This window comes from Mucilaginibacter sp. P5_A6, from assembly GCF_056400585.1.
The window spans coordinates 28,293-45,859 of record NZ_JBFUKZ010000025.1 but is presented as its reverse complement, the minus strand read 5'-3'; the positions used below and the strand labels follow the sequence as shown (position 1 = coordinate 45,859).

Sequence of the window (17,567 nt, the reverse complement as noted above, 5' to 3'; positions counted from 1 at the left end):
CAAGGAGATGAACATTCACTATAAAGTATATAAAATAACCCTATCGTTTACAGTATCATTGCTGTTTACGGTAAACGCATTTGCCCAAACCGCCACGCAGAACTATGTACGCACAAGAGCGCCCCGAAAGGCCATAACCACCAATGCAAAACTTGACGCCTTAACGGCGAACAAAGATTCGGTAATGACCACCATCCAGTACGTGGACGGTCTTGGCCGACCCCTGCAAACGTTACAGCAAAAAGCATCGCCCTCTGGCTATGACATCGTTCAGCCTTTTGAGTAAGATGCCTTCGGGCGGGAAGCCATAAAGTATTTGCCCTACCGGACCACGAACACCAGCTATGGCACTTACCGGGACGACGCGCTGACCACCGGCAAAGGGGTAAGGGCATATTACAATCCTACGGGCGGAGCAGCAGAAGGACAGCAGACCAACGGCGTGGTGAAAACACCCTATCCCTTCGCGCAGACCGGGTTTGAAGCCTCGCCCCTGAACCGGGTGATAGAGCAGGGAGCACCTGGTTATGCCTGGCAGAATTTGGGCACGCCGGATGCCAATAGCGGCAAAAGCACGCTGCGCAGCATTATTTCTACCAACGAGCAGGTTACGACCTTCAGCACCACCAATATCACTACCAATGCGGGCAGCAGGAAGGTGGCTTACTATACCGCCCAGATCAATGCAAGCGGAAGCCGCTCCCTGCTCAGGGCCGGTAACACGGCAACTTATCCCGCGAACCAGCTATATGTAACCATCACAAAAGACGAAAACTGGAAACCGGGCGACGGCTGTTTTGGCACCACCGAGGAGTACAAGGACAAGGAAGGGCATGTAGTGCTCAAGCGTACCTACAATATCAATACCAGGATCAGCAGAGCCGAGCAATTGAGCACTTATTATGTATACGATGACCGGGGCAACCTGTGTTTTGTACTGCCGCCGGGCGTACTCCCGGACAACAATGCCGCCATCGCGCAGGCCAACATCGATCTCAAATGCTACCAATATCGCTATGATGCCCGTAACCGGCTTACTCAGAAGAAGGTACCGAGCAACGGCTGGGAGTATATGATCTATAACAGCCTCGACCAGGTAATTGCCACCCAGGATTCGGTACAGCGCAGGAAAGCCCCGCAGGAATGGACCATTACCAAGTACGATGCCATGGGCAGGCCGGTGATCACCGGCATTTACCAGCACCCCGGCAGCACGGCAGGGGTAAATAACCTGGCAGCCGTGCAGGCACTTGCCGACGCGGTGACCACTTACTGGGAAACGCCTGTAACTACAGGTACCGGCTATACCGCCAATGCCTGGCCCCTGTCATGGACAACCACGCTGAATGTTTCTTATTACGACGTATATACGGGTATTCCCGGTTTACCAACACCGTATGACCAGCATACCAATACCGCTTACAGCGCTAAAACCACCGGGCTTTTAACCGCCACCAAAACCCTGGTATTAAACACCACGGCCGATTACCTGTGGAATGTGCCCTATTACGATGAAGAAGGCAAGGTAATCAGGTTGTTCAGCCAGCATTACCTGGGCGGGGCAAGCCTGCTGAGCCAGTGGAACTATGACGATATAGCCACGGTATACAATTTTGCAAAACAGCCCACTTCGGTTGTACGGACGCATTATGCAGCCAATGCGACCAAAACGGACAAAGTGCTTTACCTGACCTCGACCGATAGCTATACTTATGACCACATGGGCCGCAAGCGGAACTCCTATAACCAGCTGAAGGATGGCGTCAATACAGCACAGGCCAAAATCATTGTGGCCCAAAGCTTCTATAACGAGGCCGGGCAGCTGTTAAAAAAAGGGCTGCATTCTATTAACAGCGGGGCAAGCTTTTTACAAAGTGTGAACTACCGCTATAACCCGAGGGGTTGGCTCACCAATATCAATAACCCAACACTCGCGGCAGACGGCGGGCTGACCAGCAGCAGTACCAACGACCAGTTTGGCATGGAACTGAAATATGACAGCGTTGCTACCTCCAGGCCACAGTATAATGGCAATATAGCCTCTGTAACCACCAAAACAGCGCCTGTATCGGGAACCACCTACAGCAGCCTCACCTACGATTACCGCTACGATAAGCTGAACCGGCTGAACGACGCAGTCTCATCAACAGGCGCGGCATCCAAAGACGGCCTGCACAGTGAATACGCCACTTATGACAATATGGGCAATATCACCGCGCTGGGCAGGTATGACAATGCGGGCGGCCGTACCCAGGTGGATACGCTGACCTATACCTACAGCGGCAACCGGCAAACGCGGGTAGATGACGCCGCAACCTATGCCGGCACCTGGGGTTTTAGCGACCCGGTAAAAGTGGCCAATGAATACACCTACGACGGCAATGGCAATCAGTTGAAAGACCTGAACAAAACCATCACCGGGATCAGCTACAATATGCTGAACCTGCCGCAAACCTTTACCAAATCAAACGGCAACTCGGTAGCCTACGTTTATGATGCAACGGGCAGGAAACTGCGCAAGATCTCTGTAGACGTGGTTAGCGGTAATACCATCACCACCGAATACGTTAATGGGATAGAATACGACAACGGAACAAGCGCCATCACCTTTATCCAGACCGAGGAAGGCCGGGCAAGGAAAAACGGAACAGTATATAAATACGAATACGGCCTAAAAGATCACCTGGGCGACACCCGTTTAACCTTGACCTGGGACCCGAACGATCCAACCCAGCGTACGCCCTTAAACCTGCAGCATACGGAATATTATGCCTTTGGGTATACCATACAATCTTTGCAAAATAACGTGCCAAGTGCTAAAAACTTGTACCTTTATAATCATAAAGAGTTGCAGGAAGAGACAGGGCTGTACGATTATGGCGCGAGGTTTTATGATCCGGTGGTGGGGAGGTGGACGAGTGTGGATCCGTTGGTTGAGGCAGATCAGGAAAGTACGTCGCCTTATGGTTATGTGTTTGGTAACCCAATAAAACTTACCGATCCTGATGGAAGAGCACCATGTTGTGGGGTACTTGCACAAGTTTGGGAAGAAGGCGTTGCGGCATACGCAATATATTCGGCGCTAACTGCCGCTACTGTTGTAGGCGGAGCATACCTTACGGTTAAGGTTATTGAACATAGCCAAAATCAAGTAAGTAGTGAGCCCGTCATGCAACGTGATAATACAAGGGTTACAAATGGTATGTCGTTAAACAAACCGGTTATTCTTGAAGGTAGAAAACCGGCTGCGCCAGGGAGCAGGCCAGGAAAAAAACACACACCCAGAGGTAAAAAAGAAGTAATTGATCAAAACAAAGTAAAAAATGGCGGAAAAACAATATGTCAGGGTTGTGGGATTGAAACTACTAAACCAGAGAAATCTCAAAAAGGCGTAACCCCACCAAGTACGGATACACAGGTAGACCATATTGATCCCAAAGCCAACGGTGGTAGTGGCACCAGTGACAACGGACAGGTTTTGTGTCGGGGATGTAATATTGAAAAAAGCGATAAAGTGCCAACAACACCCGCGCCAACACCGCCAACACCAACACAGAAACCCTCTAACTAATAAGGTAACTAAATGGAAAAGATAATATTTGAATATCAGGATTTAGAAGACAACTATGCTTTAGAAAGTGCGTGGGCTGAAAAACAAGGCGAGTACTATGAGTTACGCAATATACTATTCTATGCACCCGGATATTCTTGGGGTGACATAGTAAGTGTTGAAGATAGAAATGGTGAATTGTACGTAACTGACTTAATTGAAGAATCAGGTCATAGTACTATACGAATCATATTCTATACAAAGGAAGTCATTGAAGCCACAATACAGCAATTGAATAGCTTTGGATGTACTTATGAAGGAAGTAATATTGCGAAATTGATATCGGTGGATGTTCCATCCACGGTTGATTACAAGCCAATAAAAGAGTTTCTTACTGAGGGTGAAATAAACGAGTTGTGGAGTTATGAAGAGTCTTGTTTAGCTCATGAAATAGATTAGTGCAGGTCGGCATTGCCGGCCTTTGTTATTTATAAGCCAATCCCCAGCTACCGCAAGGGCGTCCTTCGCTGCCCCACTTCCCTTACCGCGCTGTCGCAAGGTTCCAACCTTGTGACCCGCATAGTGAGTATTGGATATGCAAATCCCGAATGTGCGTTTCATATGGGGTTTTGTATTTTTAACGTATGAGCTGCAATTATAAATTCAGAAACCCGGAAGGATTATATCTGTAGTTTTGCAACGATTTTTTGAATAGATGTTTTTGTAAGGCTGCAATGTGTTGATTACCTAAGGCAGGAGCATTGCGACAGCTGGGATTGTACTTCCAATAAAATGAATAATTTAAAATATAAAAAAAAACTTGAGCAGAAGCTTTTATTATTAATCAAGGTTGGTAAACTCCTTGGTTTGAGCAGTGATGACATAAATAATGCGACGGAATACATAGGGTACCTTGAATATGGGGTTGCATTTGATCTTTTGATCAACAAAATGCATGAAAATGATATAGAAATTGATGATGACGTTTATTTGCTAATCAAAGATTTGGGAATCTCAATGGTGCTGCCTATAAATGAATATTTTTTCATGCAGGAGTTGATACGATCTGAAAATAAAATACCAAAGCCGGTCAAGGACGAATTGTCAAAAATTATTGACAGTCTTAATTGAGTCATACTTATTTGTAAGGACCAACTTATTTTGCAAATCCCGGATGTTAGTTTCATTCGGGATTTGCATATTTATAACTTTTAATAATCCCAAGTGGCGCAGACATATCCGTGTGTCTTTTAAGATTTTCTTGTACTAAAAAAGCTTTTTACCAGCAACAATCCGCAATAGGGATAGCAGTGGCTACCGGCCTCGCGCCTAATGCCAGCAGGCGTATAAACGGATAGCCCGGGCCGCAGGCATTGCCAAAATAACGAACACCCCACTATTGAAACGTATTTCCCATCTGGAACATAGGTAGATACATCGCTATCATAATAACCCCCACCAGGAAGCCCACCACGATAATGAACAATGGCTCCATCATGCTGCTTAGGGAAGTAGTTTGGTATTCTACTTCTTCTCCGTATTGTTCGGCTATTTTAGCAAAAWAGTAGTCCAGCTTATTGGATTCCTCCCCAATTCTCACCAATTGGATCATTTTGGAAGGGTAAACTTTAAACTGCTGCAGGCTTTGGTGCAGGGATTTACCGTTAAGAATATCGTCCTCTACCTTTTGTAGTGAGGATTCGATGGGATACCAGCCCACCATTTGCCTGCTCAAAGCAATAGCCCTTAGCAGCGGAACGTGAGCGCTGATGAGTAGCCGCATAGAATTGCAGAACCTGCCCAGGTATATTTTTTTGATGAGGTTACCGGCCACCGGCACCCTTAACAGGAAACCCGACACAATTTTGCGGTAAGTTTCGGTTTTGCGTACCCGGTATAAAAAGATAATCAACGCCGTAAACAACAGGAAAACCGGAAGAAAATAGGTCTCCATTCCCTTTGAAATGCTGATAACCATTTCGGTTATCCAGGGCAGCTGGCCGCCAAAACGCTTCAATACATCTGCAAACATGGGCACCACCACCTTCAGCATAAAGTAAACCGCGCCAAACGACGAAAGCAGTACCATAAAAGGGTAGGTGAGTGTAGATACAATTTTGCGCCTTTGTTTGATTTTGCCCTGGTAATATTTAGCCAGGTCCTGCAGCACCTCAGAGAGCTTGCCGGTTTCTTCACCAATCTGGATACTATAAACCTCGTACAACGAAAACTTACCCGATTTTTCTAAAGCTTTGGAAAAGGCAATACCATTATTTAATACACTATCCTGGATGTCTTTAAATAATTTCCGGTCATTTTCTTTTTCCTGTTCGGCGGTAACCAGTTCAAGGCTGGTTTTTAAATTAATGCCTGCCAGCAGGAGGGAGCTTAATTCCAGGTACAGGTATTCCTTCTTCTTATCACTTAGTTCTTTACCCCCAAAACTAATGTCGCGGTTTAAAAAAGCCAGTATGCCACCTTCCTCAGTAGGTTTTGAAGGTTTGGGTGCTTTCTTTTTTTCGTATTGGCTCAGGTCAATTGTCGGCATTGGCGTTTTGTTTAAAAAGGTCAGCAGAGCTGTAAAGTTTAAAATAATGAAAGGTTATTTTTTCATTATGGGATAGCAGGTCCAGTTTAAGTTCATCAATCCTGTTACTTACGGTATCCTGTGCAACCATATTCACAGGCTGCTGTTCAAATGTCATGTGGGTGCTTTCTGTTTTTACCTTAAAGGTATCAGTAATTCCGCTTACACGTACAATGTAATTGTTGTTCAATATATAGCTGACGCTGTTTTTGTTGTTTTTCAGGAAAATTCCCGAGTCGTTTTTAATGATCATATCAGCCCGGCGGAAATCCCGCTGAAGTAGCCGGTCCAACTGCACCAGGCTGGCAGATTCTTCATTCTTAAACAGAAACGAATGATAAGAGCTGCTAACTACAGAAAATGCCGTATAAACAATCAGGATAAGTATAGCCGAAACCATCATAGCAATGGTAACCTCCATAATGGTAAAAGCATTTATTTTATTATGGTTCATACTTTTTAATCATTATTTCCCTTACCTCTGTTATTTTCTGTTGGTTCTCGTCATAGGCTGTTAAATGCAGCTCACTTAATTCAGGTTCATTTTCAACCGGTTTTAATTCGGGTATAATCCTTAAATTATCCTGGTTAAATGGTTGCTCCGGCAATTCCCGGGTTTGTTCTGCATTAAGCAGAATATTTTGAAGAATGGCAGCTGCCCGGATCTTTTTGGTGGACAACGCCTGCTGTGTTACATTGGCAAAAATCATCATGGCCATGCCAAATATCACCACAATAATAACCATAGCCACCACCACCTCGACAATTGTGGATGCGGCTACCATTCCTTTTTTAACTATTTTTCTTCCAGCCATTGCAGTATTTTTTTCTTTGGTGATGCTACCGGCATCATTTCACTGGTTAAATAATACCTGGATAGGGTAGTGGCATCAATCTTTAGGTTGATGAGGTAATTTTCATAACGGGTAAATGCACTTTGGTATATAAAACGGGTAGTAAATGCACTGCCTTTTATAGTAACGCTATCTTTTGTCGACAGCATATTTTGTGCATAAATCTGCCCGCTTATCTGTGATCCCTTACCTAAACTAATGGTTGCAGGCAATGCCGATGCTTCTTTTTCATAAGTGAAAATACAACCATCTATCCTGGTGTTTTGACCGATATTGATCTGCGGGGGAAAACCCACCATTGGCGATTTATACCGCAACAGGCCTAAACAGGAAGGATAATTAAACCTGCAATTTTTTTCAACCCCTATGGAATCTGTTGCAAACAGCTGGCAGTTACCATGAAAGCCTTCTTTAACCAAAATCGCTTTTGCAAACACCAGTACGTTATTTAATATCGCTGTACTGTCAATCGTTAACAGCGTATCAGAATACAAAATGATGTTCCCCGATATACTGGTATTCTTTAAAGTATAAGAATTTGAACCCAGGTTAACGATATAGGTTGGATCACGAAAGGAAATTTTGGTTGTATCCGCATTCCATCTCTTGTTTACAGGGCCTCTCGACTGGTTGAATAGCCGTTCCAGTGTATTTAGCCTGCCTTGATTAAGCAAGGGAAGTTTACGCTGACTATCATGCGTTTTACCTATAATAAGCCGTTTATCGCCCTGGTAGGCTTTATTATCCACATAAGCAGGTTTAACGCCTGCTTTGGGTAAATATACATCGCCGCGTACCATAGTTTTCCCGCTTACTGATACTGGTCGGTCTTCATCTATGAGGTAAATTGCAGCCCATTTTGAAGAATCAATTACAAAGGCGGTTGAAAATACTTTAAACAGGGTATCCTTTTGCTTAAAAGCCTCGGCAACACTTATATCGTATACGCCCCAGGGGATATTTTTAAGCTTAACGGAGTCGTCCTCATTATTAAATAAACTGATTGTTTTGCCCTGAGTGTACAAACTATCCTTGCTTGTAAGTAAGATATGAACACCGGAGGAAAGATTGTTTTGTAAGCGGTCGAACCTGGTTTTTACCTGGTACTGTCCGCGAAAAAAATAGGCGGCCAGAATCAGGGATGAGCAGAGTACTGCAATGACCAGGGCTATAATGATCACGATATATAAGGCCGAAGCTTTAATCATGAGTTTTGCCTGGTTTTTTCTTCTTTTTAAAAATATTGACCTTGTTAAAAAATGRTTTTGGCTTTTCCTTCAACATCTGGCCATTTTTGTAATATACGGTCCGGGTGGAATCGCGGCCTTCATAAATAATAATGGGCCCGTTAAACTCGTCCTGTTGATATTTCCCCGTTTGTTTCACACTCCCATCCGGGTTGAAAAAACTGAAATTACCCGAACGGATACCCAGGTCCCAGTTAACCAGCCGGGTCAGTATACCTTGTTCATTCCATTCTTTCCAGATTCCGTCCTTTAAACCTTTTTTAAAAACTCCCTGTGTTTTCAGGTTTTTATTGAGGTAAAATTCGGTATAACTGCCATTTAGCAGCTGCCCGCTGTAGCCTCCCTGCAGCGTATGAATCTTGTTGGCGGCATACCAGTAATATTTAAGATCGGGTTGCGCATCCGGGTTTGATGTAACAGGTATAACCTCTGCCAGTATGGTTTTATCTGTATCGGTGATCCGTATTTTGTGCAGGCCATAATCCGGCATTTTTTGAGCGAATGTCTGGAGCGTTAAAGTAAGGAATAGGAAAGTATAAACGAGTTTCATTTAGTTGGCGGGTTTGATGCGGATATATTTTGTTTTACCTTCATGATTAACCAGTACAGAATCCTTCATATTCCGAACCAGTTTTACGTGGTCAATTGTTTCACCTTCGTTCATCGTGGCTTCTTTACCATTGATATGCAGAAAGGCAATCAGCTTCTTTGAATCGGGGTTTCTTATGTATCCAGAATATTGGATAATGTCCCAATTGAAAACGGGCTTCATATTCGTTATCCCGGTTTTTAAATAGGGCCTTCCCAAAGATCGGGGTTTTATTGTATCTTTTTTTACTATTAATCCAAAAGGGTCCCTGTAATTGAGCATTAACCGGGTAGTATCTTTAGGTATGGCATAATCATTAAAAACTTCTTTGGCCGCAGGCGGCGGGATATAAGCGTCATCATTGTTTCCGCTGTACGCAGCAACTATTCTGTATATAATAATCCCCCATACAATCAGCACAACGAAGATAAGCACATACGTCAAAACTTTATTTTTTTTGATCATAACGCCTTTTTATAGCAGGGTGAAATTTCTTAAACCGCTGGCTTTGCCTTCTTTGCCAGATGTGTTTACAGCACTTACTTTCCAGTATATTTTTTCGCCGCTGCTACCCAGGTTAAAATTATAACTGGTGGTGTTTAAAGTCGCCGGGAAAGTATTGTTGTACAAAGTGGTCGAATCGCTTTTAAACACGTATAATTTATAACCGGATACGCCGGTAACCGTGTTCCAGTTAAGTTGTACCGGTAAACTTACGATACTGGCATTATTGGGTGAAACTAAACTTACCTGAGCAGGCAAAGGGATTGCATAGGTGACATACCTGATTGCCGACCATTTGGATTGTTCGGTTTCATTTTCAGCACGTACACGCCAGCCATAAACCTGTTCCTTTGGTACATTGAAACTTACCTGCTGACCCGGGACAACCTGGTTATAAACAAGGGTATTTTCGTCAATAAAATTATTGGTATCAATCTCTACCTGGTATTTGGTTGCGCTGAATAAACTGTTCCATTTAAAAAGAATAGTACTTTGGTTGCTGGTTGCGTTGTTTGCAGGTGAAGAAAGGGTTAGGGTTTGATTGGTTAACGAGGACTCCTCCACGGTGAAACTTCTTTCTGTTGAATATTCAGTTTGAGAGCTTCCGTTTTCTGCCCTTACCCGCCATTCGTATTTTCCAGGATCAAGGGTTGACGCAAATTTATTGCCATTTATTAGCGTATCTAATACTAAACCGCCAATGGAATCAAATCCGGGAGTAACTACCTGTAGCCGGTAATTCAAGGCATCTTCTACTTCGTCCCACCAAAAATTAACTGTGTATTTAGTGCTTTGGTACTGGTTTGCAGGGGCTTGCAGTTGTACCTGCCTTTTAGCGATTGATGGTTCTATGAATTCTTTGCAGGAAGTAAAAAATGCTATTAAAGCCAAAAATGCAAATAAAATATACGGAAGTGATAAGCGTTTCATTTACCACTAATTTAGAAATATTCTCATAAATCATATTAGAATTATTAATAATATTAATAGAGAGTTAAAATATGATAATGAAGTAGGTATCCATGCGGCATAACGAGGTACGGACCGATGAGCCCCCTCTAAATCTCCCCCGGTAGCCGGTAGGGGAGACTTTTTGATTTTTAAGCCCTCCCTTATGACGTATTTGCAAAGAAAGCCTTTTGTCATCGAGGCAATCGCTTTTAAAACTTTCACCATAGCGATGGGTTTCAAACCCATCGCTATTTGCCAATATGCTGTGCCAAACAGTTTTATTTGATAGATTTTTCTGGCGTTCGATCCTTTAATATTTTAAAAGCGATTGCTGCTTTTGCCATGCTGAACGTTTGAAGCATCTATTATTCGCTATATTTCTTCGCCCTGTACAGTTTGCGATTAGATCCTTCACTGCGTTCAGGATGACAAATCTTTTAAAACGTCATTTCTCCTTGCAAACTATTTACCCGCTGCCAGTTGCTCCCGGCCAACTGTTCTGCCCGGATACACTTTTAGTGCTTCCTCTAAGCAAGTCATGGCGCTTTTAAGATCCTCGTTATTAAGTACATAAGCCAGCCGTACTTCGTTTGTACCCGCACCTGGGGTACTGTAAAAGCCGGTTGCAGGCGCCATCATTACGGTTTGGTTGTTGTAGCTAAAGGTTTCCAGTATCCATTGGCAAAACCTGTCGGCATTGTCAACCGGTAACTGGGCTACCACATAAAATGCACCGCCCGGATTAGGGCAATAAACGCCATCCATTTTATTTAATGCAGCAACCAAAGTATCCCGCCTGCTGGTATATTCTTTGTTTACAGTCTCAAAATATGCATCGGGGGTATCTACCGCTGCTTCGCCGGCAATTTGTTCAACCATGCCGGGGCTTAATCTTGCCTGGGCAAATTTTAATGCCGCGGTGCGCAGTTCTTTGTTTTTGGTTATAAGGCAGCCTAAGCGGGCGCCGCAGGCACTGTAGCGTTTGCTTACGGTATCCAATACCACTACGTTTTCTTCCAGTCCATCCAGATGCATTGGCGAAATAAATGTGCGGCCATCATAACAAAACTCACGGTAAGCTTCATCCGAAAACAGGTACAGGTCATATTTTAAGGCCAATATCTTTAATTCTTCCAACTCGTGCTCCGAATAAAGATACCCGGTAGGGTTATTAGGGTTACAAATGATAATGGCCCTGGTTTTATCGGTGATCAGTTTTTCAAACTCGCTGATGGATGGTAAGGCAAAACCATTGTCAATGTACGATAGGATGGGTTTTACCACAATATCGCTCTGGCTGGCAAAACCGTTGTAGTTGGCATAAAAAGGTTCGGGGATTATTACTTCGTCGCCCGAATCCAAACAGGCCATCATAGCAATGGTAATGGCTTCAGATCCGCCGGTAGTAACAATAATATCCTCGGGTGTAATATTGTAACCCAGCTTGTTATAGTATTCTGTAAGCTTTTTCCGGTAGCTTAAAGTGCCTTCGGATGCGGTGTAGGCCCACACCTTAAAATCGATATTTTTGATGGCATTCAGCATGCCTTCCGGTGTTTCAATATCAGGCTGGCCGATGTTTAAATGGTACACTTTTTTGCCGTCCAGCTTAGCCTTGTCGGCATAAGGTGTTAATTTGCGTATAGGTGACGCGGGCATGCGCTGCCCTTTTTTAGATACTTTTGGCATATGCAAAATTAGTAAAAAAAACTGCCCTCTCTAAATCGGGTAGTGTCTCAGTTTGAAAATTAATTTATTGGCGAAAAGTATTTTTTGAATAAAATAATTTTTGTAAATTACTTTTCTTTTTATCCATTTTAAAAAATTTAGCCATGAAACAAATTACAAACAACATCCATTTTTTGGTGTTGGCTTCAGCTTTATTTCTTATTGGCTGTAATGAACCGGCAACAACTTCGGGAAAAAATGAAAAGGATACAGCATCAATTGTTACTAAAAATGACACTTCTTCCATGCCTGCCTATGATCCGGCTATGGACGCGTTAACTGTAGGCCCACAATTTACAAAAAAGCTCGGTGATACGTTGAATATAAAAATGTACGTGTTTACCGTAAAGCCTGGAGAGTCATGGGCACTACATAATCATCCCGATCATACTGTCTATGTTCTTCAAGGTGGAAAAATTGCTTTATTTATTAAGGCAGTAGGAAGGCAGGACACACTTACCTTTCCAACAGGCATGGCACTGATTAGTGGCCCACTGTCAGACTCTGGAAAAAACGTTGGCAATACAACCCTAAAAATGCTTGTGCAGGATATTTATAGACCACGCAGCAAATGATTTATTTGGTTACAAAGAAGATACAATTTGTCCAATCAAAATACATTCAACAAAAGCCATTATGCAAACTTTAAATACTACCTCTTTATGAGTGTATGTTTTGCCTTCGCTTTTTGGGAATAATTTTGAATAAAATAGAACAAGTTTATCAACTATTGCCCAATCGGGGTGCAACTCGTCAAAAATTGGCATTCCTACCAATTCAGGAAGGCTTTTATCTCTCAAATTTATGGCATCCATTTTCGTCATACATTTTAAAGGTATTTTTAATCTGTGAGCCTAACAAGATCTTCAATAGTCATAAGCCTTTTTATTAAACCTGCTTCCATTGCAGGTGGCACACGTAATGTTTATGAATCTTTACGAAGAATATATTTCAAACTGAGACACTACCCCGAATCGCTTTTAAAATCAAATTAAAACTTTCACCATAGCGATGGGTTTCAAACCCATCGCTATTTGCCAATATGCTGTGTCAGGCAGTTTCATTTAATAGATTTTTCCGGCGTTTGAGCCTCTAAATATTTAAAAGCGATCCTCTAAATCTCTCCCGAAAGGGGTGACTATTTTATTTTTCTGTGCATTAGCATTGTCAAAATAAAAGCAAAAAAAAACACCGCAAAGCGGTGTTCAATATTTTCTTTATGCCCCCCTTCCGGGGAGGGTTTGGGTGGGGCTTACCTGCTCGATGCTGGTTTAGCAACAACTTCGCCAATTATATTCAAATATTTCTCTGGTGTAACAGCGTTTGATTTAACAACTATTGTTTTGTTAAACGGCGCAGCAACAGCAGCATTATAAGTGATTTTTATTGATCCTTTATCGCCGCTTTTTACCGGAGTTTTGGTGTAATCGGCAATGGTACAACCACAGGTTGGCCTTACCTCGGTAAGTATAAGTGGCTCTTTGCCAATATTGGTAAATTCAAAAACAGTGGTAACGGGCGTGCCTTGTGGTACTTTACCAAAGTCGTGCTTTTCCTCGTTAAATTTAAACTCGGCTTTTTGGTTATCTTGTGCCGATGCAGTAAAGGCAAAACCTAAAACCACTGCGCAGATCATTAATATCTTTTTCATATGCTATATTTGATTAACACAAATATAAAAGGTTTAATGTAATAACAAAACTATTGGCATTACTTCATGTTTTAAATGTTACTATACCAATTACAGAATAGAATTTTATAATTTTACCGTCTAAACAAAATTTTATATGCCCGGAACAGCAATACGTGCGACCAGTAAATTTGATTCTGCTGAGCTCAGTTTTGATGATTTTAAAAAGATTGTGATTGATGATTACCGTATTGGCTACGAAAGCAGGCAAGCCAGTTTAATAGGTAGGAAAGAAGTTTTAACGGGCAAGGCTAAGTTTGGTATTTTTGGTGACGGTAAAGAGGTTGCGCAACTGGCTATGGCAAAGGCATTTCGTGCAGGCGACTGGCGTGCGGGTTATTATCGCGATCAAACTTTTATGTTTGCTACGGGTATGAGCAACCTTAAAGAGTTTTTTTCACAGCTTTATGCTCATCCCGATGTAGAGAAAGACCCTTCATCTGCCGGCAGGCAAATGAATTGCCATTATGCAACCCGTTTTGTAAATGCCGATGGCAGCTGGATAAACCAGGCCGAAACGATGAATTGTTCATCGGATATATCAACAACCGGCGGTCATATGCCGCGTTTGCTGGGGTTGGCTTATGCCTCAAAGCTATACCGTCAGAATAAAGAGCTGGAATACCTTAAACAATTTTCTGTTAATGGCAATGAGGTTGCTTTTGGTACTATAGGTAACGGAGCAACATCCGAAGGTGTATTTTTTGAAACCTTTAATGCCGCAGGTGTATTGCAGGTACCAATGGCTATTTCTATATGGGATGATGCTTATGCCATTTCTGTTCCGGCCAAACTTCAAACAACTAAAGAGGATATTTCAGAAATACTGAAAGGTTTTCAGCGCGAAAATGGCTCAAACGGTTTTGAAATATTTAAAGTAAAAGGCTGGGATTACATTGCGCTTTGCGAAACCTATGCCCGTGCAATAACTTTATGCCGGGAAGAGCACGTGCCGGTATTGATACACGTTATTGAGATGACGCAGCCGCAAGGCCACTCAAGCTCCGGGTCGCATGAACGTTACAAAACAAAAGAGCGTTTAACCTGGGAGGATGAAAACGACTGCCTGTTGAAAATGCGCCAGTGGATGGTAACATCGGCTATTTCGACAGAACAGGAGTTGGATGAACTGGAAGCCGAAGCAAAAAAATATGTACGTGAGTGCCAGCGCGAAGCAGCCAGTGAAGTGGTAAACATAATCAATACCGAACTGGAGGAAGCCGCGAAACTGATTGAACAATTTGCGGAAGGTGTTTCAGTTAAAGATAAGGTTGCAGATATTGTAAGCACGTTGCGTAAATGCTATGATGCCGGGCGCAAGGATATTGTATCGGCCATACGTAAAACCCTTAGGGCTACTGTACACGAAGACTCTGCAGAAAGGCAAATATTGGTTGACTGGTTAAATACCGAGAACGGCAAGAATAACGTCCGTTATAATACCAAACTTTTCTCCGATACTCCGCAATCACCTTTGTACGTTCCGGTGGTACCTGTTACCTACAATGAGGATGCAAGATTGATTGATGGCCGCGAGGTATTAAACGCCTGCTTTGATGCCAACTTTGAGCGCGATAAAACGATAGTTGCGTTTGGTGAAGATGTAGGTGCTATAGGCGACGTTAACCAGGGATTTTCCGGGCTGCAAAGCAAATATGGCGACGTGCGTATTACCGATACCGGCATTCGTGAAACTACTATAATAGGGCAGGGTATGGGGCTGGCTATGCGTGGCTTAAGGCCAATAGCCGAGATACAATACCTTGATTACCTCATATACGCCATAACTGTTATATGTGATGATATTGGCAGCCTAAGCTACCGCACTTTTGGCGGACAAAAAGCGCCGCTTATTATACGTACCCGCGGGCATCGGCTGGAAGGTATCTGGCATTCAGGTTCGCCATTGGGTATGATATTAAGTTCGATGCGTGGTTTTCATATTTGTGTACCGCGCAATATGACTCAGGCAGCTGGTATGTATAACACCCTGTTGCGCGGCGATGAGCCTGCGTTGGTTATCGAGAGCCTTAATGGTTATCGTTTAAAGGAGAAGTTACCCGCCAATGTTGGTGAGTTTACCGTGCCTTTAGGCAAAGCCGAGATCATGAAAGCGGGTGCCGATGTTACGGTTGTATCTTACGGGTCAACTTTACGCATCGTTTTAGAAGCCGCCGAAGAGTTGGAAAAGATGGGTATTCACATTGAAGTTATTGATCCACAAACATTATATCCTTTTGATACAGAGCATGTTTGTAGTAATTCGTTAAAGAAAACCAACAAGTTGCTTGTTGTTGATGAAGATGTACCCGGAGCTGCTTCGGCCTATATTATTCAACAAATAGTAGAAGAGCAAAAAGGATATTATTCATTGGATTCGCAACCCCGGACGCTGACTGCCAAAGAACACCGCCCTCCATATGGCTCCGATGGTGATTACTTTAGCAAACCATCGTTTGATGATATTGTTGAGGCTGTTTATGCTATTATGAGCGAGGCAAACCCGGCTAAATTTCCGGCGATTTACTAACAAAATAAAAACTTTATAATACCGTCATTGCAAGGCACGAATTATGAGCCCCCTCTAAATCTCCCACGGTTGGGGAGACTTTGATCTTCGGGGTTTTTTAAAGCCCTCCCTTCCGGGGAGGGTTGGGTGGGGCTTCGCAATGACGTGTTGGGGAGAGCGTTTTCTTTCAATTACAAGCACTATGAATTCTGTCAATTTTTTAACCATATCCAATATCATACAAACACGCCGCAGCATCAAACCCAATATGATGAACGGGCATAAAGCGCCAAACGGCCACATTGCAGCTTTGCTTGAGCTTGCCGATTGGGCGCCTACCCACGGTTTTACCGAACCCTGGCGCTTTGTTGTATACGAAAACCCCGCTAAGTTTTGCCAGCAACATGCAGAATTATATAAGCAAAGTGTAATCCCCGAAGATTTTAATGAAACTGTTTTTAATAATTTGCTTCACCAGGGTGATAAGGTTTCGCATATAATTATTGTTATTATGCAGCGTGGCGACTTGCCAAAAATTCCTCCCGTTGAAGAAGTTGCTGCTGTTTCCAGCGCTGTTCAAAATATATTACTTGGTGCTACTGCATTAAATATGGCTTCGTTCTGGAGCACCGGCGGCTTAATACTAAAGCCAGTCATGAAAGATTTTTTACTCCTGCGCGATGAAGACCAGGTAATAGGGGCATTGTATCTTGGTTATTCAGATCATCGTCCGGAGGGAAAAAGAAACATCCTCCTCGAAAACAAGGTAAAATGGGTGAAGTAAGGTAAATCGATTACTGATTGATAACACTAAAAGAACGGCTTAAGAAGCTGTTTAAATTTAATTTATTAATGTTTTAGACTTCTAATTAAGCACATATCCACGCGTCATTGCGAGGTACGAAGCGATCCCTGTCTTACAGAGTAGCTTTGCAAATCCGCTCGGTATAGTTTGGGATTGCTTCGTACCTTATAATGATATGATTGTAAGTTATTGATTATCAATATGTATTTTTTACACATAAACCCGTCATTGCGAGGAACGAAGCAATCCCCGATTTACAGAGTAGCTGTGCAAATCCGCTCTGTATTTTGGGGATTGCTTCGTCGTACCTCCTCGCAATGACGATCACGGGTGATTGTGGTACCCATACATGTCATTACTTTTTTTCCAGCTCGGCTGGTCGGTACTTGCAATGATGATTTGTTTTTTTATTTTTAGACAGCCTCTTAGTAAGTAAAGCTGGAATGTATTCTTTTTTTCTTTGGTTGCCCGTCATTATAATAGGAATCGTCTTTATGGCGATTCGCCGAAATAAGAAATAAATTTTTAGAGGAAACCTTTTGCTTTTTCGTCT

The 17,567-nt window shown here is 42.9% G+C and carries 16 protein-coding genes and 1 pseudogene; 7 read left to right on the top strand and 10 right to left on the bottom strand.

Going from position 1 to position 17,567, the window contains the following annotated elements; translation table 11 throughout:
* Positions 1–7: 7 nt before the first annotated feature.
* The 4 genes and pseudogenes from AC1DO4_RS22625 to AC1DO4_RS22610 form a co-directional block, all read left to right on the top strand.
* A pseudogene (locus AC1DO4_RS22625) lies at positions 8–532 on the top strand (DUF6443 domain-containing protein); the annotation flags it as partial.
* Between the two features lie 540 nt (positions 533–1,072).
* Positions 1,073–3,571: an RHS repeat-associated core domain-containing protein gene (locus AC1DO4_RS22620; RefSeq protein WP_477419888.1), complete on the top strand. Its 2,499-nt coding sequence runs from the start codon at positions 1,073–1,075 to the stop codon at positions 3,569–3,571.
* Positions 3,572–3,583: 12 nt separating this feature from the next.
* Positions 3,584–4,009 (top strand): DUF4265 domain-containing protein, encoded by a 426-nt coding sequence (locus tag AC1DO4_RS22615; RefSeq protein ID WP_477419838.1) that lies wholly within the window; start codon positions 3,584–3,586, stop codon positions 4,007–4,009.
* 333 nt (positions 4,010–4,342) lie between these two features.
* Positions 4,343–4,681 carry a MafI family immunity protein gene (locus AC1DO4_RS22610; protein ID WP_477419837.1) on the top strand — a complete coding sequence of 113 codons (339 nt, stop codon included), beginning with the start codon at positions 4,343–4,345 and terminating at the stop codon, positions 4,679–4,681.
* Positions 4,682–4,946: 265 nt separating this feature from the next.
* Here AC1DO4_RS22610 and AC1DO4_RS22605 read toward each other — a convergent pair whose 3' ends face one another.
* From AC1DO4_RS22605 to AC1DO4_RS22570, 8 genes are all read right to left on the bottom strand, one after another.
* Positions 4,947–6,098 carry a type II secretion system F family protein gene (locus AC1DO4_RS22605; RefSeq protein WP_477419836.1) on the bottom strand — a complete coding sequence of 384 codons (1,152 nt, stop codon included), beginning with the start codon at positions 6,096–6,098 and terminating at the stop codon, positions 4,947–4,949.
* Positions 6,085–6,591 carry a PulJ/GspJ family protein gene (locus AC1DO4_RS22600; protein WP_477419835.1) on the bottom strand — a complete coding sequence of 169 codons (507 nt, stop codon included), beginning with the start codon at positions 6,589–6,591 and terminating at the stop codon, positions 6,085–6,087. Before AC1DO4_RS22600 ends, AC1DO4_RS22605 begins: the two co-directional genes overlap by 14 nt.
* On the bottom strand, positions 6,581–6,952 hold the full coding sequence (locus AC1DO4_RS22595; RefSeq protein WP_477419834.1) for a hypothetical protein: 372 nt from the start codon (positions 6,950–6,952) through the stop codon (positions 6,581–6,583). Before AC1DO4_RS22595 ends, AC1DO4_RS22600 begins: the two co-directional genes overlap by 11 nt.
* The gene (locus AC1DO4_RS22590) at positions 6,934–8,199 is read right to left on the bottom strand and encodes a hypothetical protein (protein WP_477419833.1); all 1,266 of its coding nucleotides are present in this window, start codon (positions 8,197–8,199) and stop codon (positions 6,934–6,936) included. The genes AC1DO4_RS22595 and AC1DO4_RS22590 overlap by 19 nt, the downstream gene beginning before the upstream one ends.
* Positions 8,192–8,788, bottom strand: a complete 597-nt coding sequence (locus AC1DO4_RS22585) for a toxin-antitoxin system YwqK family antitoxin (RefSeq protein WP_477419832.1) — start codon at positions 8,786–8,788, stop codon at positions 8,192–8,194. Before AC1DO4_RS22585 ends, AC1DO4_RS22590 begins: the two co-directional genes overlap by 8 nt.
* On the bottom strand, positions 8,789–9,292 hold the full coding sequence (locus AC1DO4_RS22580; RefSeq protein WP_477419831.1) for a hypothetical protein: 504 nt from the start codon (positions 9,290–9,292) through the stop codon (positions 8,789–8,791).
* Between the two features lie 9 nt (positions 9,293–9,301).
* Positions 9,302–10,261: a fibronectin type III domain-containing protein gene (locus AC1DO4_RS22575; RefSeq protein ID WP_477419830.1), complete on the bottom strand. Its 960-nt coding sequence runs from the start codon at positions 10,259–10,261 to the stop codon at positions 9,302–9,304.
* 483 nt (positions 10,262–10,744) lie between these two features.
* Positions 10,745–11,971: a pyridoxal phosphate-dependent aminotransferase gene (locus AC1DO4_RS22570; protein ID WP_477419829.1), complete on the bottom strand. Its 1,227-nt coding sequence runs from the start codon at positions 11,969–11,971 to the stop codon at positions 10,745–10,747.
* 143 nt (positions 11,972–12,114) lie between these two features.
* Here AC1DO4_RS22570 and AC1DO4_RS22565 point away from each other — a divergent pair, with 143 nt between their 5' ends.
* On the top strand, positions 12,115–12,585 hold the full coding sequence (locus AC1DO4_RS22565) for a hypothetical protein (protein WP_477419828.1): 471 nt from the start codon (positions 12,115–12,117) through the stop codon (positions 12,583–12,585).
* A gap of 9 nt (positions 12,586–12,594) precedes the next feature.
* On the opposite strand, the gene AC1DO4_RS22560 is transcribed toward AC1DO4_RS22565, so the two are convergent.
* Together AC1DO4_RS22560 and AC1DO4_RS22555 are read right to left on the bottom strand one after the other, a co-directional pair.
* A complete protein-coding gene (locus AC1DO4_RS22560) occupies positions 12,595–12,825 on the bottom strand; it encodes a hypothetical protein (RefSeq protein WP_477419827.1) in 231 nt (76 codons plus the stop codon).
* A gap of 437 nt (positions 12,826–13,262) precedes the next feature.
* The gene (locus AC1DO4_RS22555; protein ID WP_477419826.1) at positions 13,263–13,661 is read right to left on the bottom strand and encodes a DUF1573 domain-containing protein; all 399 of its coding nucleotides are present in this window, start codon (positions 13,659–13,661) and stop codon (positions 13,263–13,265) included.
* 136 nt (positions 13,662–13,797) lie between these two features.
* On the opposite strand from AC1DO4_RS22555, the gene AC1DO4_RS22550 reads away from it, so the two are divergent.
* Both AC1DO4_RS22550 and AC1DO4_RS22545 read left to right on the top strand, forming a co-directional pair.
* Positions 13,798–16,230, top strand: coding sequence for an alpha-ketoacid dehydrogenase subunit alpha/beta (locus AC1DO4_RS22550; RefSeq protein ID WP_477419825.1), 2,433 nt, complete (start codon positions 13,798–13,800; stop codon positions 16,228–16,230).
* Between the two features lie 181 nt (positions 16,231–16,411).
* The gene (locus tag AC1DO4_RS22545) at positions 16,412–16,993 is read left to right on the top strand and encodes a nitroreductase family protein (RefSeq protein WP_477419824.1); all 582 of its coding nucleotides are present in this window, start codon (positions 16,412–16,414) and stop codon (positions 16,991–16,993) included.
* Positions 16,994–17,567 lie beyond the last annotated feature (574 nt).